This is a genomic window from Gottfriedia endophytica (assembly GCF_017814275.1).
Classification (GTDB): domain Bacteria; phylum Bacillota; class Bacilli; order Bacillales; family Bacillaceae_G; genus Gottfriedia; species Gottfriedia endophytica.
The window spans coordinates 48,959-68,725 of sequence record NZ_JAGIYQ010000009.1 but is presented as its reverse complement, the minus strand read 5'-3'; the positions used below and the strand labels follow the sequence as shown (position 1 = coordinate 68,725).

Genomic DNA, 19,767 nt, shown 5'->3' with positions numbered 1-19,767 from the left:
AAAGTAAAAGTAGAAAAAGAAATGTTGTAAACAGGGAAGGTGTAGATCATGCAGAATAAACAAGCTTACGTAGTTGCGGTTGTTGGTGCAACAGGAGCAGTAGGGCAACAAATGATTTCTACTTTAGAGAAAAGAAATTTTCCAGTTAAAGAAATTCGTTTCTTATCATCAAAACGTTCAGCTGGAACTGTTTTATCATATAACGGCGAAAGTGTAACAGTACAAGAAGCTACTCCAGATTCATTTGAAGGTGTAGACATCGCTTTATTTAGTGCAGGTGGATCAGTTACAAAAGAATTAGCTCATGAGGCTGTAAAAAGAGGAGCAATTGTAGTAGATAATACAAGTGCATTCCGAATGGATCCTGAAGTACCATTAGTCGTACCTGAAGTAAATGAAAAGGATTTATTTGAGCATAAAGGAATCATTGCAAATCCAAATTGTTCTACAATTCAAATGGTTGTTGCTCTTGAGCCAATCAGACAAACAATTGGGTTAAAAAAGGTGATTGTTTCAACTTATCAAGCAGTTTCTGGTGCTGGTGTAACGGCAATTGAGGCATTAAAAGATCAAGCACAAGCATTTTTAAATAATGAAGAATTAGCACCTTCAGTACTTCCAGTAAAAAGTGGTGAAAAACATTACCAAATTGCGTTCAATGCGATTCCACAAATCGATGTCTTCACTGAAAATGGCTATACTTACGAAGAGATGAAGATGATAAATGAAACAAAAAAAATCATGCATTTACCAGAATTAGAAATAAGTGCTACATGTGTTAGATTACCAGTAATCTCTGGTCATTCAGAGTCAGTGTATATCGAAGTAGAAAAAGAAATGACTGTTGAAGAACTGCAAAACTTATTAAAGGATGCACCAGGGATCGTATTACAAGATGATCCAAGTCAACAACTTTATCCTATGCCTTTTTATAGCATTGGAAGTAATGATGTGTTTGTAGGTCGAATTCGTAAAGACTTAGATAATCCACTAGGTTTCCACTTATGGGTTGTATCTGATAATTTATTAAAAGGTGCAGCTTGGAATTCAGTACAAATTGCAGAAAGATTAATTGCATTAAACATCATTTAGAAAGTTTAGCTAGAGAGGTGCAAGAATGAAAATTTTAGTACAGAAATTTGGCGGAACATCTGTAAGAGATGATAACGGTAGATTTCACGCACTTAAACATATAAAAGAAGCGTTAGAAAATGACTATAAAGTCGTTGTTGTTGTATCTGCGATGGGGCGAAAAGGAGAACCATACGCAACTGATACATTATTAAGTTTAGTAAATGCAAAAGAAAGTAATGTTTCACTTCGAGAGCTAGATTTACTAATGTCATGTGGAGAAACAATCTCATCGATTGTTTTTTCTAATCTTCTAAATGATAATGGTATCAAAGCTACAGCTTTAACAGGTGCTGCAGCAGGATTTAGAACAAATCAAGAATTTAGTAATGCTAAAATTGTTGATATGAAATGTGAACGATTAGTAAACGAATTAGAAGAGTATGATGTAGTAGTTGTTGCAGGCTTTCAAGGTGCAACAAAACAAGGAGATATTACAACTTTAGGCCGTGGTGGAAGTGATACATCAGCTTCTGCTTTAGGAGTAGCAGTTGGTGCTGAAACAATCGAAATTTTTACCGATGTTGAAGGAGTAATGACTGCTGATCCACGAATTGTAAAAGAAGCAAGACCTTTATCAGTCGTGACATATGCTGAAATATGTAATATGGCTTATCAAGGTGCTAAAGTTATTCATCCTCGTGCTGTTGAAATTGCAATGCAAGGAAAAGTTCCGATTCGAGTACGATCAACTTATTCAGACAGTTTAGGAACACTTGTTACTTCTTCTCCTGAAGAAGGTGCTGCAGCTACAGATATTCAAGATCGTGTAATTACAGGAATAGCGCACGTACCAAATGTTACGCAAATTAAAGTTACGTCAAAAGAACACACATATGATTTACATTCACAAGTATTTAAAGCAATGGCAAATAACGAGATTAGTGTTGATTTTATTAACATTTCTCCAAATGGTGTTGTCTATACTGTAAATGATGATGTGGCTCCTAAAGCGGTTGATGTTCTTCAAGGAATTGGTTATGAACCTATTATTACTTCAAGTTGTGCAAAAGTATCGATTGTAGGAGCGGCTATGAACGGAGTACCTGGTGTTACTTCAAAAATGGTAACTGCATTAGCGGAAAAAGGAATAAAAATCTTACAATCTGCAGATAGTCATACGACAATTTGGGTATTAGTGAAAAATGAAGATATGATAGACGCAGTTAACGCTCTCCATGAAGTATTTGAATTGAGCGCAGAAAAATAATAAAGATTTTAATCTAAATAAATTTTTAAAAGAGGAGTGGGAGTTTGTCTAGATTTGGAAGAATTTCGACGGCGATGGTAACACCTTTTGATGCAAAAGGGAATATTGACTTTGCTAAAACAACAAAACTGGTAAATTATTTAATTAATAATGGCTCAGATTCACTTGTTGTTTGTGGAACTACAGGAGAGTCACCAACTTTAACAACAGAAGAAAAATTAGCTTTATTACAACATGTGGTAACAGTAGCGGATAACCGAGTTCCTGTCATTGCAGGTACAGGTAGCAATAATACGTATGCTACAATTGAAATGACTAAAAAGGCTGCCCAAACTGGCGTTGATGCAATTATGGTTGTTGTACCATATTACAATAAACCGAATCAAGAAGGTCTGTACCAACATTTTAAAGCAATTGCAGAGAGTACAGATTTACCAGTTATGCTTTATAACGTACCTGGAAGAACAGTTACGAGCATTTCTGTAGATACAGTTGTAAGATTATCCGAAATTGAAAACATTGTTGCAATTAAGGATGCTACTGGTGATCTTGGTATAATGACGGAAATTATTGAAAAAACACCAGAAGATTTTGAACTGTATTGTGGTGACGATGGACTTACATTACCAGCTCTATCTATCGGTGCTAAGGGAACAATCTCTGTTGCTTCACACATCGTAGGAAAAGAGATGCAATCTCTTGTTGAGGCATTCTTTACAGGAGAATTAAATACTGCTCAATTTTATCACCGTAAATTATATCCAATTTTTACTGGACTGTTTATGGCGCCAAGTCCAACTCCTGTAAAAACTGCTTTACAAATGAAAGGCCTAGATGTTGGATCAGTTCGTTTACCATTAGTTCCATTATCTGAAGATGAACGTACTACAGTAAAAAGTTTACTTGAACAGTTAGAGATAGAATTGCAAAACGCTTAATAAAATTTGCCCTAGTATCGTTTTTTACCAAAACGGTTCTAGGGTATTTTTATATTTAGGTTTGTTAAACGGATTGTTGAAATTCGCTTAAATTTACTTGATTTCTTCGGAAGAACCATTGGATTCCCTACTATGTGGTCTAGGCTGCCTTGTTTTTGAGCAGTAGTACAGCGGATAATATTTCAAAACTTCTTTGATTAATTATTAGCCTACCCCTGAAAATAACATCTTAAAAGATAGTCATTATAGGATGAATTCCTTATTTTCATGGGCCATGGTGTAAATTTTATTAGAATGGGTGTCTCTTTTTTAAAGATTGTTGCTTTTAGCTTATGTTATAAAAAAGACAGAAGTTGATTGGAACGGAAGGATGCTCGACTCCTGTGGGAGATGCGGGAAGGCTGAGACCCCGCAGGAGCGTAAGCGACGAGGAGGCTCAGCTCACGCCCCAGGAAAGCGAGCATCCTGGAGTGGAAATCAACTTACACATAATGTAATAGCAATCTGTAACATAATTCGAAATCATCTTGTTTTCTAATAATCATCTAGGATATAATATTTGTAAGATTTTGAACGGTCTAAAAGTTATGGGATTATTAGGAGGACAGGACATTGCAAAGAGATATTACAGAAACAGTAAAAGTATTTGCTTTAGGTGGAATAGGTGAAATTGGAAAAAATATGTACGTAGTTGAAGTTGGACAAGATCTATTTGTTCTCGATGCAGGATTAAAGTTTCCTGAACAAGAAATGTACGGGATAGATCTAGTCATACCTGATATAAGCTACTTAGAAAAAAATGCAGATAGAATTGTCGGAATATTCATTACACATGGACATGAAGATCATATTGGAGCAGTTCCATATGTCTTGAAAAAACTGCCAAATGTAACGTTTTATGTAAATAAATTAACTCGTTCACTACTTTTAGAAAAATTAAGTGAACAAGGAATAAAACATTTTAATCATGTTGTAATTTATGATGAAACATCTTCATTTCAATTTAATGAAGCATCTATTTCTTTTTTTAGAACAACACATAGTATTCCAGATTCTTTTGGTTTCACAATACATACTAACCAAGGGGCAATTGTTTATACAGGCGATTTTAAGTTTGATCAATCAAAAAGTCCATATCCTGGAGCAGATATCGGAAAACTAGCAGTAATAGGTGATAAAGGAGTTCTTTGTTTACTATCAGATAGTACAAACGCTGAAAGACAAGGATATTCTGGTTCAGAAAAGAAAGTAGCTGAAGAAATCAGTAAAGAAGTTCAAAATGCAAAGGGAAGAGTAATTATTGCGTGCTTCTCTTCAAATATATATCGTATTCAACAAGTCATTGATGCTTGTGCCCAAAACGAAAGAAAATTAGCAGTAGTTGGGGCAAGTATGGTAAAAATGATTGAAATTGCCAAGGAGCTAAATTATATTCATATTCCTGAAGATCTAGTTATTTCAATTGTTGATACAGACAATTATAAAGAAAGTGATATTGTGATTTTAACAACTGGAACACAAGGGGAGCCGATGGCTGCTTTATCACGTATTGCAAAGGGGACACATAAACAAGTATCTATTCGAAAAGGTGATACTGTCATTATGGCTGCAACGCCTATCCCAGGTAATGAAATGCTTGTATCTTCAAGTGTTAACTTGCTTTTTAAAGCAGGTGCTAATGTAATTTATGGATATAAAAAGGTGCATGTATCAGGCCATGGTTACGACGAAGAATTGAAATTAATGCTTCAATTAATGAAGCCTAAATACTTTATTCCGGTTCATGGAGAATTTCGAATGCAAAAAGCGCATGGCCACATTGCAGAAGAAGTTGGGATAAGTAAAAGTAATATTTTCATAATTGATAAAGGTGATTCAATCGCATTTAAAAATAAACTAGCTATTCCATCTGAACGAGTGGAAGTAGGAAATATTTTAATAGATGGTATTGGAATCGGCGATGTAGGCAATATTGTTCTGCGTGATCGAAAGCTTTTATCTAAAGATGGTATTTTAGTTGTAGTTGTTACATTCAGTAAACAAAGAAAGTCTATCATTTCAGGTCCTGAAATCATTACAAGAGGCTTTGTTTATGTTAGGGAGTCGGAGAAATTAATTTCAAAGTCAACAGACATCGTTAAAGAAATTACAGAAAGAATACTTGAAAATGATCAAATTGAATGGACCTTGTTAAAAAATTCTATTAGAGACGGATTAAATGCCTATTTGTACGAAGAAACAAAGAGGCGTCCGATGATTTTACCTATATTAATGGAAATATAACTAGTTTAGGTTTTTTGAGTAAAATTGGAACATGAATGCATGAATTTCCTTCTTTTTTACATACTAAATTGTATGAATAAGATTGGGGGAAGTACCGTGTCAAATTCAATTAATAATCAACCAACCTCAGATGAGGAAGTGCCAAATAATCAACCAGATTCAAAAGAATCTAGCCTTGTAGAAAAAATCCAGCAGCTAGGGCAAACGAATGTTCCATCTTTAAGTGAATCAAAAATTCATTGTTTAACGATTGTGGGTCAAATTGAAGGGCATGTTGCATTACCACCACAAAATAAAACAACAAAGTATGAACATTTAATACCACAGCTTGTAGCGATTGAACAAAATCCAAAAATAGAAGGCTTGTTAATCATATTAAATACAGTTGGTGGAGATGTAGAGGCCGGATTAGCAATTTCAGAAATGATTGCAACATTGTCAAAACCTACTGTGTCACTTGTATTAGGTGGCGGACATAGTATTGGTGTGCCAATAGCGGTTAGTACAAACTATTCATATATTGCCGAAACTGCTACAATGACAATTCATCCAATAAGATTAACAGGCCTTGTTATTGGTGTCCCGCAAACTTTTGAATATCTAGATAAAATGCAAGAAAGAGTTACAAAGTTTGTAACGAAGCATTCAAAAATAACAGATGAACGCTTTAAAGAGCTAATGTTTACAAAAGGAAACTTAACTCGAGACATTGGTACGAATGTTGTAGGATTAGATGCTGTTAAATATGGAATTATTGATGAGGTTGGAGGAATTGGTCAAGCTCTTGCAAAATTACAACAGTTTATTGACCAAAGACAAGAACAAACAAAAAATGGGGAGTAATGAAAAATATGATTCTCTATACAATAATGCCTCAAGAAACAATTTATCCGATTGATCAGCAAATATTTACTCAGCAAAAATATTTAGAATATAATGGAGTGCCAATGCTTGTTCAAAGTGTTGATGGTACATCATATGAAATTTCCAGAGTTATGAGTACAGACCCACAACATTTTATGCAATACCAACCAGGTCAAAAAATTTATGTAACTTCATAAGCTTAATTAAGTTAGAATACATGGTAAACATATGTTCTTATATGGTATAATTATGTAAAAATGGAAAGCAGCCACTAAGGCTGCTTTCTTTAACTGTATAAAATCGTACTAGGAGGTGAAAAGATGGCAAAACAAAAACAACAAAAGGCTAAAACTAAAAACATATCGAATGGATCCATTTGGTATGAAATTAGTGGATTATTATTCATAGCTTTATCACTTATCACAATTTTAAAATTAGGTTTTGTAGGAAAACTATTTGTTCTTTTCCTTCGCTTCTTCTTCGGCGAATGGTATATGCTAAGTTTTTTATTTATTATCGGGTTATCCGGATATAGTATAATTTATCGTAAAAAACCGCCATTTATCTCCTCAATTACAATTGGAGGTTCATTAATATTTTTAAGCATTTTGATGTTTAGCCATGTAACACTTTTTGATTTACTGACAAAAAATGGTCAATTTAAGGATCCATCTGTTATAAAAAATACATATGACTTGTTTATGATAGAAGCCAAAGGACAAGCCAATACCGTTGATTTAGGTGGGGGAATGATTGGAGCAATTCTGTTCGCTGTCTTCTATTTTTTATTCGACCGTACTGGAACAATTATCTTTGGTATTATTATGATTGCTGCAGGTATATTGTTTATTACAGGAAAACCTCTTGGAAGTTATCTTTTTAATTCCATTCAACCTAAAATTGTGGATTTTTGGAAAACAGTAGGATTGGATATTAAAAAATTCTTTACGAAAAAGAGTGAACCAGTAGGTACTAGAGCATCAGTTAAGCAAAAAAGATCTACTAGAGCTAATAAACAGATAGAGGAAGAAAATAATAGGGATGAAATTGCAATAAATTCAAATTCCTTTGAAGTTGAACAAGAAGAAAATAATCAACCGGAGTTACAAATTTCATATGCACCTAGTTTTCAACCAGTGAATCAAGCTGAGAATCAAACAGAAAAAGCAATCCAAGAAGTTAGAAATACTTTAGAAATCGGTAGTGAGCAAGATTTAAATGATGAACAATCTATTGAGTTATCTGTTGATGAAAATGAAGAATCATCTTATGAGTTACCTTCATTGGACATATTAATGATGCCAAAAGGAGTAAAAAAACGAGAGAATGAATCGAAATTAAAAGAAAATGCAGATATTCTTGAGAAAACTTTCCAAAGTTTTGGTGTAAAAGCAAAAGTAATGAAAGTACATCATGGTCCTGCTGTTACGAAATATGAGGTTCACCCTGATGCAGGAGTAAAAGTAAGTCGAATTGTTAATTTGAGTGATGACTTAGCTTTAGCTCTAGCTGCAAAAGATATTAGAATAGAGGCTCCAATACCTGGGAAATCAGCTATTGGAATTGAAGTACCGAATAATGTCGTATCAGCAGTACTCCTAAGAGAAGTACTTGAGGCAAAAAATCCGAAACTTACAAATCCACTTGCCGTTTCATTAGGAAAAGATATTTCTGGTGAGGCAGTTTTTGCAGAATTAAATAAAATGCCACATCTATTAATTGCAGGAGCTACCGGAAGTGGTAAAAGTGTATGTATAAATGGGATCATCGTTAGTCTTTTAATGAATGCAAAACCTTCAGATGTAAAATTAATGCTAATTGATCCAAAGATGGTTGAGTTAAGTGTTTACAATGGAATCCCTCATTTACTTACACCTGTTGTGACAGATCCTAAAAAGGCCTCTCAAGCTTTGCGTAAAGTTGTAAGTGAGATGGAAAGAAGATATGATCTGTTTTCACATACTGGTACGAGAAATATTGAATCATACAATGAATTAGTTAGACAAAATAATGAAATGGTAGAAGCAAAACAACCATTACTTCCTTTCATTGTTGTAATAGTTGATGAGTTAGCAGACTTAATGATGGTTGCTTCTTCTGACGTTGAAGATTCAATTACGAGATTAGCCCAAATGGCTCGTGCAGCTGGAATCCATTTAATTATTGCAACCCAAAGACCATCTGTAGATGTTATCACGGGTATAATTAAAGCGAATATCCCATCAAGGATTGCATTTAGTGTATCTTCACAAATTGATTCAAGGACAATTTTAGATTCAGGTGGTGCTGAAAAGCTCTTAGGTCGCGGAGATATGTTATATCAACCAATTGGTGCTTCTAAACCAGTTCGCGTACAAGGTGCATTTTTGTCTGATGATGAAGTTGAAAGAGTAGTTGAATATACGGTTTCACAGCAAAAGGCACAGTATCAAGAAGAAATGATGGTAAAAGAAGAAAGTGAGCAACAACAAAGTGTAGATGATGATCTATATCCGGAAGCGGTTGAATTAATATTAAATATGCAATCTGCTTCTGTATCGATGCTACAAAGAAGATTTAGAATTGGTTATACTCGAGCTGCAAGGCTAATTGATGCAATGGAAGCAAATGGAATAGTTGGACCTTATGAAGGAAGTAAACCAAGAGAAGTTCTTATTACAACTACACCAATTGAAGAGCAAGCATCTTCTTAATTGAATAGGATAAAAAAGCTTCAAGTAATTATTTGATAATTTACTTGAAGCTTTTTTAATGTCACTTTTATCTAAGTATATTGTTAAAAGTTTTTATATTTGGAAAATGTTGATTATAAAGTTGATTGGAACGGAAGGTGCGAGACTCCTGTGGGACCAGCGGGACAGGTGAGACCCCGCAGGAGCGATAGCGACGAGGAGGCTCACCGCCCGCCCCACGGAAAGCGAGCAACCTGAACTGTAAATCAACTTACCACATTATCAAATAGCAACAAAGTATAAGAAGTCAGCCTTTTTAATTATTGTCTTCTTTTGAAAGGAAGAGGCTTTCCAAATATTATAATAGACTTTAATGACCTATTAAGAATATGCAATCTTTTTATAAAATGTCGAATAATGTTGACAACTTTTGGAATTGAATGATATTATGACTTCAGATATACAAATACTCCTCATATAATTTTGACGATATGGGTCAAAAGTCTCTACATGGCAACCTTAATTGCTATACTATGGGGAAAAAGCATTGGTAAAGAAATGGATGCATACATAAATTGTAAACAACTATTCTTCTAATCTGGCTTTTTCACATAGTGAATAAGGCGATTAGAAGAATTTTTTTTGCACAAATATTGTGAAAAATGCTTTTTTTGCTAATGTTTGATTAAAAAGACTAGAATTACATTAAAATTGATTGAAAAGTAGATTAAAACAAAGTATAGTAAAGATGGATTATACGACTGATGTCTAACAACAGTTGTCTGAAATCTGTAGTTTGGGGGATACACCGTGAAGATAAAAACTGATTCAAGATTACTCTATCTCCAGGTGATGGAACGAATTAAACAAGATATAGAAAACGGAATATATTTACCGCATCATAAACTTCCATCAGAGTATGAGTTATCTAAGATTTTTGGGGTAAGTAGGGCTACATTACGAGAGGCTCTAAGAGTACTAGAAGAAGAGAGTGTATTAGTTAGAAAGCATGGTGTAGGTACGTTTATAAAGCCTAAACCTGTATTTCGGACAGGGATTGAACAACTTAGTAGTGTATCAGAAATGATTGAAGAAGCTGGAAAGTCTCCAGGAACAATTTTTCTTTCTTCAAAGGTACAGTCACCTTCAAAAGAGGATTTAGAAAATTTCTCAATTACTGAAAATGACAAAATCTATGTAATTGAACGAATTCGAACTGCCAACGGTGAGCCTGTTGTATATTGTGTTGATAAAATGCCTTCAACTTATTTTAAGCAAGTACCTTCTTTTGAAGATGTATCGTTTTTCAATTACATAAAAAATGAAACTGGAAGAAATATCATGTATTCAAATGCAAGAATCGAACCAATTGGTTACCATGATAAAGTTTCTCCATTACTACAATGTGAACCTGAAGTAGCATTACTGTTAATTGAACAATTACATTATGATGAACTTGATCGACCGTTAATGCATTCATTTAATTATTTTCGATCTGACCAGTTTAGCTTTAATGTGTTTAGAAAGCGCTTTTAGTTTGTAAGCGCATTCTAATTAGTGAATTATTAGTTTATTGAATTATTTTGAAAAAATTCCTATTAGGGAGGTGGATCGTTAAAAAGCGATTATATACCAAACTAGTAACAAAGTAAATAAAAAAACAGGGGGAAAAGCTCAAATGAAGATGAAAAAAGCGGGGTTAGTGTTATCTATGGCTCTTGCTGCAGGTACTATTTTAGGTGCATGTGGTAAAGATTCTGGAAACAAAAGTGATTCAAATTCAAAAGCAGGATTTAAAGTAGGGATGGTAACAGATTCTGGAACAATTGATGATAAATCATTTAACCAAGGTACTTGGGAAGGAATCCAAGCAGCTGCAAAAGAATTAAAATGGGATGCAAATACAGATACTAAATACTTAAAGCCAAGTGGGGAATCTGAGGCTGAATATTTATCAGAAATCGGTAACTTAAACGATGCTGATTATAAATTTATTGTTACACCTGGATTTAAATTTGAAACTGCTATTTATAAAGCGCAAGATAAATACCCAAATGATAAGTTTGTAATTATTGATGGAGCTCCTCATAAGGATGATAAGGACTTTACACCTAATGTGAAAAAGAATACTGTATCAATTTTCTATGCAGAGCAAGAAGCTGGTTACTTAGCAGGTGTTGCGACAGCATTGAAATTAAAAACAGGTGATGTTGGATTTATTGGAGGAATGGAAATTCCACCAGTTCAAAAATACAACTGGGGATTCCAACAAGGTGTAAAATATGCAAATGATAACTACGGAACTAAAATTTCAATTAAAAAAGAAAATGTAATATATCAAGGTACATTTAAGGATGTTGCAGCTGGTCAACAAATTGCGGCTTCAATGTACGACCATGGTGTAAGAGCAATTTTCTGTGCTGCTGGCGGTGTTGGTGTTGGAGCAATTAACGAATCAAAAGCACGTGCAAAAGCTGGTAAAGAAGCATGGATTATTGGTGTTGACGTTGACCAATATGACGAAGGAAAATATGATGGCAACAAATCAACGATCTTAACTTCTGCTACAAAAGGTGTGGCAAAATCAGCTGCTGATATGATTAAAGATGAGAAAGATGGAAAATTCCCAGGTGGACAAACTTTAATTTATGATGCTAAAAATGACGGTGTTGGTCTTCCTAAAGAAAATCCAAACTTAGATAGTGATATCACTAGCAAAATTGATGATGTTTTCAACAAAATTAAATCAGGTGAAATCAAAGTTAGCAACGTAAGAGGAAATTTAATTAAGTAATCTTTATCCTTATAAAATGTACTTATTTCTGAAGAAGCATATTATTTTATGCTTCTTCACATTATCTTTTTATCTTCATGCATTAATCAACCATAAGCTCTTTTTTACGAGTTTATTGATGATTAGGGCATGAATAGCGGTTGTTTTAAACCCATCCCTAGAAATTAATATTTTATCAAGCTGAAAAAATCTAAATCAATTAAAACGATAGAGGAGAAATTTTTGATTTAGTCATATAAGGGGGAAAATTATGGAATATGTAGTGGAAATGTTAAATATTACAAAAGAGTTTCCAGGCATAATTGCGAATGACGATATTACACTACGCTTAAAAAAAGGTGAAGTTCATGCTTTATTAGGGGAAAATGGAGCAGGAAAATCAACCTTAATGTCAGTCCTATTTGGTATGTATACACCTGAAAAAGGTTCAATAAAAGTACGAGGTAATGAAGTTACAATAGGAAATCCAAATGTTGCCAACTCGTTAGGGATTGGGATGGTACATCAACATTTTAAATTAGTTTCTAATTTCACAGTAACTGAAAATATTATTTTGGGATTAGAACCAAAAAAAGGTTTCGTTGTTGATGTGAAATCTGCGGCTAAGAAAATTGAAGAGTTATCAAAAACATATGGATTAAACGTAGATCCATATGCAAAAATTGAAGATATTTCTGTTGGTATGCAACAAAGGGTAGAGATTCTGAAAACCCTATATCGTAATGCAGAAGTAGTGATTCTAGATGAGCCAACAGCTGTTCTAACACCTCAAGAAATTCAAGAATTAATGAAAATTATTAAGAATTTAATTAATGAAGGTAAATCAATTATCATCATTACCCATAAATTAAAAGAAATTAAAGCTGTTGCAGATCGTTGTACAGTTATTCGTCGCGGTAAATACATTGGCACAGTCGACGTAAAGAATACTTCAGAAGCAGAGATGGCGTCAATGATGGTAGGTCGCCAAGTTAACTTTAAAGTTGAAAAAACCGAAAGTAATCCTGGTGAAGTGGTACTTGAAGTTAGCAATTTAAGTGTTAAAAACAATAAAAAAGTTTTAGGATTAAAAAATGCTTCTCTACAAGTTCGTGCTGGTGAAATCGTCGGTATTGCAGGGGTAGAAGGTAACGGACAATCCGAACTTGTTGAGGCAATTACTGGACTTAGAAGTATTGAAGAAGGCAGTATCTTATTAAAAGGAATGGACATTTGTAAACATAGTATTCGTGACCGAATTAGAAGTGGTATTGCACATATTCCTGAGGACAGACAAAAAAGAGGATTAGTCTTAGAGTACACAATTGAAGAAAATTGTGTTTTAGAAGTTTATAATCAAAAACCATTTTCAAAATTTGGTTTATTAGATAAAGATGCGATTGCAAAGCACGCTAAAAAGATTATTGAAGAATTTGATGTCCGTTCGGGTGAAGGAGCTAAAACAGTTGTAGAATCAATGTCCGGTGGAAATCAGCAAAAAGCAATCATTGGACGTGAGATTGAAAACAACCCGGAATTATTAATTGCTTGTCAGCCTACACGTGGTTTAGATGTAGGATCAATCGAATACATTCATAAGAGACTAGTTGAACAAAGAGATAGTGGAAAAGCCGTTTTACTTATTTCATTAGAGCTTGATGAAGTATTAAACCTTTCTGACCGAATTGCAATTGTAAATGCTGGTGAGATTATTGACATTGTAAATGCAAAAGACACGAATGAAGATGAACTAGGTTTAATGATGGCAGGTATAAAGAGAGGTGAAGGGGCATGAAAAAGGGAGGAATAATTTCTTTAATTGCCGTTTTATTAGGATTAATTGCTGGAGCAATACTGATTATGGCTACTGGGAATGATCCAGTAGAAGGATTTACTTACTTATTTCAAGGTGGACTAAAAGATACTGAAAGAATAGGGAATACATTAGCCACAGCTACACCATTAATTCTTACAGGACTTTCTGTTGCATTCGCTTTTAGAACAGGCTTATTTAATATTGGTGCAGCAGGACAAATGCTAATAGGTGGTTTTTGTGCATTAGCTATCGGCTTAACAGTACACCTTCCTTCATTATTATTAGTACCGTTTATGGTAGTTGTTGCTATGGTTGCTGGTGCAATTTGGGCATTTATTCCTGGCTTATTAAAAGCAAAGTTCAATGTTCATGAGGTTGTTTCTACGATCATGATGAACTGGATTGCTTATTGGATGGTATACTACTTAGTTAAAAACCATTTTAAAGGAGATACAGAAACAGAGTCTCGTATGTTAGCAGATTCTGCAACATTGAAAATTCCTTTTTTATCTGATTTATTTTCTGGATCATTTATCAATTTTGGTATAGTGATAGCAATAATAATGGTAATTGTCATTTCGTTTATTATTAAAAGAACTGTATTAGGATATGAATTAAAAGCAGTAGGACATAATCGTAGTGCAGCGGAATATGCAGGTATTTCTGTAAATCGAAATGTTATTTTATCAATGATGATATCAGGCGGCCTTGCTGGTCTTGCCGGAGTTGTTCAATATGCAGGAAATTCTTCCTTGATTCAAATTGGTGTATTACCAACACAAGGATTTGATGGAATTGCAGTTGCTTTATTAGGTATGAATACGCCAATAGGTGTTTTCTTTTCAGCGATTTTCTTTGGAATGTTATCCACAGGAAAAGGTTTTATGAGTGCGATGACAAGTATTCCGCCAGAAATTTCTGATGTTATCATTGCGATTATTATTTATTTCTCGGCTACTAGTCTATTAATACGTAAAGTTATTAATAAACTTACAACATCAAGGAAGTATAAAAAAGAAATTTTAAACAGCAATGTCAATGTTGGAGAGAAGGTGGAATAACGCGATGGATTTAATTATACAAATTTTCCCGTATGCAATTGCATATACAATTCCTTTATTAATCGTAGCATTAGGTGGTTTATTTTCTGAACGAAGTGGTGTTGTTAATATCGGTTTAGAAGGATTGATGGTTGTAGGAGGCTTTGCCTCGGCGCTATCGATTTCTAAATTACAACAATCTTATCCAAATGCATCATGGGTGATATGGGTTGGTCTTCTAATTGCAATGCTTGCTGGAGCACTATTCTCTTTACTGCATGCATTCGCTAGTATTAATTTAAATGCTGACCAAGTTATTAGTGGTATTGCCATCAATATGATTGCAGGTGCATTAACAGTTTTCTTAGCAAGAAATATTACAGGATCTGGTAATATTCGTATTACTGGCATGAGTCGTGGGGATGTAGATATTCTAGGTCTAAATCTGAGCCATATTCCGCTTATCGGTAGTTTATTCTTTAAAAATGCGTATTCGACAACATGGCTAGTACTATCAATTTTAGTAATTAGTATATTTGTACTTTATAAAACAAGATTTGGATTACGTCTTCGTGCATGTGGTGAATATCCACAAGCAGCTGATGCAGCTGGTATCAATGTATACCGTATTCGTTATATTGGCGTAATGATATCTGGTGCATTTTCTGGATTAGGCGGAGCGATTATTTTAGTTACTTATTCTGGAGAATTTTCTGGTAGTGTTGCAGGATTAGGTTTCTTAGCAATTGCTGCACTTATTTTTGGACAGTGGAAACCACTTGGCATACTTGCAGCATCATTATTCTTTGGAGTTGCTACAACAATTACAAATGTGGCTCAAGTTGTTCCGAGTTTTGCAGCTATTCCACAACTTGTTTTAAAAATTTTCCCTTATGTGGTTACTTTAATCGCATTAGTTATTTTTTCAAAATCATCTCAAGCACCAAAATCAGTTGGTGTGCCTTATGAAAAAGGTAAACGTTAAATTATGTGCGGAGCTTCCATTTATAGTGGAAGCTTCTTTTTTTATATAAGCACTATTAAAGTAATTAATAAGGATACTTGAAAATAAAGCGAAATTGGATATTTTCATGCCCCGTAGTGCTGCTATTATTAGCAGGAGCTTTTTTATAAGATTGTTGCTTTTGGGCTTTGTAACTTTAAGGCAGAAGTTGATTCGGGCGGAAGGTGCGAGACTCCTGTGGGAATAGCGGGAAGGCTGAGACCCCTCAGGAGCGAAAGTGACGAGGAGGCTCAGCTCACGCCCCACGGAAAGCGATCAACCTGGAGTTGTAATCAACTAAGGCATTTTAAAATAGCAACAATGTGCACGAAAATAGCCAAAATTTATTCGTATTTTATCAACTTCAGTAAGTTGTTATCGTTTTAGGGTAAACTAGAAGGCAGTTAGATTTCTTTTTGAAAAAATTAGAGATACAATGTAAATAATGGAAATACTATTAAATAAAGTCAGTTTAATATGGAGGTAAAACAGTGAAATTACTTGATTATAAGAATTTTACGTGTAATGGAATAAATGTTCATGTCATTCCTACTGAAAAATTTAAGACAAATACAATTACATTAAAGGTTAGAGGTCCTTTAAATAAAGAAACGGTAACCTATAGAGGGCTTTTACCATATGTTTTACAAAGTGGTACGTCAACCTATCCAACAAATGGTGATGTTCGGAGAAAATTAGAGGAATTGTATGGAGCAACTTTTTTTGTTGATGTCGCAAAAAAAGGTGATTACCATGTCATGTCGTTTATCATTGATATTGCAAATGAAAAGTATTTAACGAATCAAAGCACTTTATTAGATGAAGGTTTAAGTTTATTAGCTGAGATTTGGCAGAAGCCTTATTTAGAGAACGGAGTATTCTCTACTCGAAATGTTGATACTCAAAAACGAGTTCAAGCAGAGCGGATTAAAGCCTTAAACGATGATAAGTTAAAATATGCCAATCAAAGGCTGATCGAAGAAATGTTTAAAGGAGAATCATATGAGCTTCTTCCAAATGGGATATTGAACGAAATAAATAATATTTCCTCAGAAAATTTATATGAATATTATCAAAAAGCTTTGAAAGAAGACATGATTGACTTATATATTGTTGGTGATGTTTCTGAAGAACAATGTAAAGATTTAATTCAATCAAATTTTGTTACTAATACCTCAAGCGATTTTCGAGTTGACACAAAAAAAGCAGTAGCAGTTTCCTCACCGAATGAAGTGATTGAGGAACAAAAATTAAATCAAGCAAAGTTACATATTGGATATACTACTGGAATTTCGAATAAAGATGCTGACTACTTTGCTCTGCAGGTTTTTAATGGATTATTTGGAGGTTTTTCTCATTCAAAATTATTTATTAATGTGCGTGAAAAAAATAGCTTAGCATACTACGCAGCTTCACGTTTTGAAAGTCATAAAGGGTTATTAATGGTTATGTCTGGTATTGCGAGTGAAAATTATGAGAAGGCAACTACCATTATTACTGAACAGTTAGAAGAAATGCGTAAAGGGAATTTTACTGATGATGAAATAGATCAAACGAAATTATCGATAAAAAATAGTCTATTAGAGGGTATGGATACAGCTTACGGGATTATTGAGACACTGTTTAATGATCACTCTGGAGGAAATAATCGTCCAATAGAACAATGGATTACTGAAATTGAAAAAGTTACTCGTGATGAAATCATTGAAGTTTCAAAGAAAATAGCATTGCATACAACTTATTTCTTAAAAGGTGAGGAGGGAGTAAAATGAAACAAACTAATTTTGAACAGCTAAATGAAACTCTTTATTTTGAAGAACTTAGTAATGGATTAAAAGTATACATTCTCCCTAAAAAAGGTTACAACAAAACATATGCAACATTTACAACAAAATATGGATCAATTGATTCTGAATTTGTTCCAATCGGCAAGGATGAGAAATTAGTTGTTCCTGATGGAATTGCTCATTTTCTTGAGCATAAGCTTTTTGAAAAAGAAGATGGTGATGTTTTTCAAGTGTTTAGTAAGCAAGGTGCGTCTTCAAATGCTTTTACGAGCTTCACTCGAACAGCATACCTTTTTTCTGCGACAAATAATGTAGAACAAAATTTATTAACACTATTAGACTTTGTCCAAGACCCTTATTTTTCAGATAAAAGTGTTGAGAAAGAAAAAGGGATTATTGGCCAAGAGATAAAAATGTATGATGATAATCCAGATTGGAGACAATACTTTGGGATTATTGGTTCAATGTACGGAAAACATCCAGTAAGAACAGATATTGCTGGAACAGTTGAATCGATTGCACCTATTACAAAAGAACTTTTATATACATGTTACGAAACATTTTACCATCCAAGTAATATGCTATTCTTTGTTGTAGGTCCAGTTGATGTAGAAAAAACGATGCAATTAATTAGAGAGAATCAAGAAAAGAAAACATTTAAAGAAGCGAATAAGATCGAACGCTTCTATCCTGAAGAAACAAAGAATGTAGCTGAAAAGAAAAAAGTTCTTCATATGAATGTTCAGTCGTCAAAGGTATTAGTAGGTATTAAAGACTTTGATGCTCCTAAAAATGGTCAGGACTTATTAAAGCATGAATTAACGGTTTCAGTCCTTCTAGACTACTTATTTGGGAAAGGGTCTGATTATTATCAAGATATGTATCAAAGTGGGTTAATTGATGATACGTTTTCGTATGATTATTCTGCTGAGAATGGGTTTGCGTTTGCTGTAATTGGTGGGGATTCTAGAGAACCTGAAAAGCTCACTTCAAAAATAAAGGAAATCTTAATTGAAGCGAAAACGATCAAGTTTCAACAAGAGATTTTAGAAAGAGTCATTAAGAAAAAAATTGGAGGTTTCCTACGTTCTTTAAATTCTCCAGAATATATAGCAAATCAATTTACACGATATGCATTTTTAGATATGAATTTATTTGACATTGTAAATGTGTTAGAATTGATTTCTGTAGAGGATATTCAAACGACAATTAATAAATTAGTGGATGAGGAATATTTTAGTGAATGTTTAGTACTTCCTCATTAAAAGTTGTAGGCATCCTATCTTGTTAGGATGTCTTTTTATTAAGGCTATGTTAAAGTTTATTGTTTATTATTAATAGAAATGAGTTTTGAGATGAAATCCCTCGAGACTCCACCGGAAAACGAGATAGCCGAGACCCTGAAGCTGAGTGCGAGCGAGGAGGCCCGGTGGTTCGTCTGCGAATAGCAAGTGGATTTTATTGAATATCAACAATCTATTTTACAGAGCCTTTATTAAGGGGAGTGTAACAAATGGAAAAATATGCCCTGATTATAGGAGCTAGTGGAGAAATTGGTGCTGCAATTGCTGAAAAGATTTCTAAGGATGGCTATCATGTAATTTTACACTATCATAAGAATAAAGAGGCAACCCGGAAATTACAAACAAAAATCGAAAACGATACAAAGAGAAAGTGCCAAATTGTTCAAGCGGATTTATCTCTTCAAAATGGTGTGACTGATTTAGTATCTCAAATCGATGCTAACATAAACTCAGTTGTATATGTTTCTGGCCAATCGACAGTTGGTTTAGTGACTGATTTAACAATTGAACAAATAGATCAAATGACACAATTACATATTAAAAGTTTAATTCAATTGAATAATTATTACCTTCCAGAAATGGTGAGAAGAAAAGAAGGAAATATTGTCGTTATTTCGTCGATATGGGGGCAAATCGGTGCATCTTGTGAAGTATTGTATTCAACGACAAAAGGTGCTCAAAATGCATATGTGATGGCATTAGCAAAGGAAGTTGCACCAAGCAATATTCGAGTAAACGCAGTTGCTCCTGGAGCGATTGAAACGAAAATGTTGGATTATTTTAGTGACGAGGATCGAAAAGCTTTGTCAGATGATATTCCAATTGGAAGATTAGGCACTCCAAATGAAGTTGCAAATACAGTCTCGTTTCTTCTATCAGACCATTCATCATATATAACAGGGCAAATTTTAGGTGTAAATGGAGGATGGCATACATCATAATTCGG

15 protein-coding genes and 1 riboswitch are annotated in these 19,767 nt (G+C 34.0%); all 15 genes read left to right on the top strand.

What is annotated here, in order from left to right; translation table 11 throughout:
• Positions 1 to 48 precede the first annotated feature (48 nt).
• The 15 genes from asd to ymfI all read left to right on the top strand — a co-directional run bounded on the left by asd (position 49) and on the right by ymfI (position 19,762).
• Entirely contained in the window at positions 49 to 1,092 is a 1,044-nt protein-coding gene (gene asd, locus J5Y03_RS13485) for an aspartate-semialdehyde dehydrogenase (protein ID WP_209406533.1), read from the top strand.
• A 25-nt stretch (positions 1,093 to 1,117) separates the two neighbouring features.
• A complete protein-coding gene (dapG, locus tag J5Y03_RS13480) occupies positions 1,118 to 2,341 on the top strand; it encodes an aspartate kinase (RefSeq protein WP_209406532.1) in 1,224 nt (407 codons plus the stop codon).
• A gap of 74 nt (positions 2,342 to 2,415) precedes the next feature.
• Positions 2,416 to 3,279, top strand: a complete 864-nt coding sequence (dapA, locus tag J5Y03_RS13475; RefSeq protein ID WP_407648439.1) for a 4-hydroxy-tetrahydrodipicolinate synthase — start codon at positions 2,416 to 2,418, stop codon at positions 3,277 to 3,279.
• A 612-nt stretch (positions 3,280 to 3,891) separates the two neighbouring features.
• Positions 3,892 to 5,562: a ribonuclease J gene (locus tag J5Y03_RS13470; RefSeq protein ID WP_209406530.1), complete on the top strand. Its 1,671-nt coding sequence runs from the start codon at positions 3,892 to 3,894 to the stop codon at positions 5,560 to 5,562.
• Between the two features lie 108 nt (positions 5,563 to 5,670).
• Positions 5,671 to 6,405, top strand: coding sequence for a ClpP family protease (locus J5Y03_RS13465; protein WP_322099586.1), 735 nt, complete (start codon positions 5,671 to 5,673; stop codon positions 6,403 to 6,405).
• A gap of 8 nt (positions 6,406 to 6,413) precedes the next feature.
• Positions 6,414 to 6,623 (top strand): YlzJ-like family protein, encoded by a 210-nt coding sequence (locus tag J5Y03_RS13460; protein ID WP_209406528.1) that lies wholly within the window; start codon positions 6,414 to 6,416, stop codon positions 6,621 to 6,623.
• A gap of 123 nt (positions 6,624 to 6,746) precedes the next feature.
• On the top strand, positions 6,747 to 9,119 hold the full coding sequence (locus tag J5Y03_RS13455; RefSeq protein WP_209406527.1) for a DNA translocase FtsK: 2,373 nt from the start codon (positions 6,747 to 6,749) through the stop codon (positions 9,117 to 9,119).
• Positions 9,120 to 9,551: 432 nt separating this feature from the next.
• Positions 9,552 to 9,652, top strand: a riboswitch (purine riboswitch).
• A gap of 256 nt (positions 9,653 to 9,908) precedes the next feature.
• Positions 9,909 to 10,634, top strand: coding sequence for a GntR family transcriptional regulator (locus J5Y03_RS13450; RefSeq protein WP_209406526.1), 726 nt, complete (start codon positions 9,909 to 9,911; stop codon positions 10,632 to 10,634).
• Positions 10,635 to 10,782: 148 nt separating this feature from the next.
• Positions 10,783 to 11,892: a BMP family lipoprotein gene (locus tag J5Y03_RS13445; RefSeq protein ID WP_209406608.1), complete on the top strand. Its 1,110-nt coding sequence runs from the start codon at positions 10,783 to 10,785 to the stop codon at positions 11,890 to 11,892.
• 250 nt (positions 11,893 to 12,142) lie between these two features.
• Positions 12,143 to 13,666, top strand: coding sequence for an ABC transporter ATP-binding protein (locus J5Y03_RS13440; RefSeq protein WP_209406525.1), 1,524 nt, complete (start codon positions 12,143 to 12,145; stop codon positions 13,664 to 13,666).
• Positions 13,663 to 14,748: an ABC transporter permease gene (locus J5Y03_RS13435; RefSeq protein WP_209406524.1), complete on the top strand. Its 1,086-nt coding sequence runs from the start codon at positions 13,663 to 13,665 to the stop codon at positions 14,746 to 14,748. Before J5Y03_RS13440 ends, J5Y03_RS13435 begins: the two co-directional genes overlap by 4 nt.
• Before the next feature lie 4 nt (positions 14,749 to 14,752).
• Positions 14,753 to 15,712: an ABC transporter permease gene (locus J5Y03_RS13430; RefSeq protein WP_209406523.1), complete on the top strand. Its 960-nt coding sequence runs from the start codon at positions 14,753 to 14,755 to the stop codon at positions 15,710 to 15,712.
• Between the two features lie 509 nt (positions 15,713 to 16,221).
• Positions 16,222 to 17,502: an EF-P 5-aminopentanol modification-associated protein YfmF gene (yfmF, locus tag J5Y03_RS13425; RefSeq protein WP_209406522.1), complete on the top strand. Its 1,281-nt coding sequence runs from the start codon at positions 16,222 to 16,224 to the stop codon at positions 17,500 to 17,502.
• Positions 17,499 to 18,782, top strand: a complete 1,284-nt coding sequence (yfmH, locus tag J5Y03_RS13420; protein WP_209406521.1) for an EF-P 5-aminopentanol modification-associated protein YfmH — start codon at positions 17,499 to 17,501, stop codon at positions 18,780 to 18,782. Before yfmF ends, yfmH begins: the two co-directional genes overlap by 4 nt.
• A 248-nt stretch (positions 18,783 to 19,030) precedes the next feature.
• Entirely contained in the window at positions 19,031 to 19,762 is a 732-nt protein-coding gene (gene ymfI / locus J5Y03_RS13415) for an elongation factor P 5-aminopentanone reductase (RefSeq protein ID WP_209406520.1), read from the top strand.
• Positions 19,763 to 19,767 lie beyond the last annotated feature (5 nt).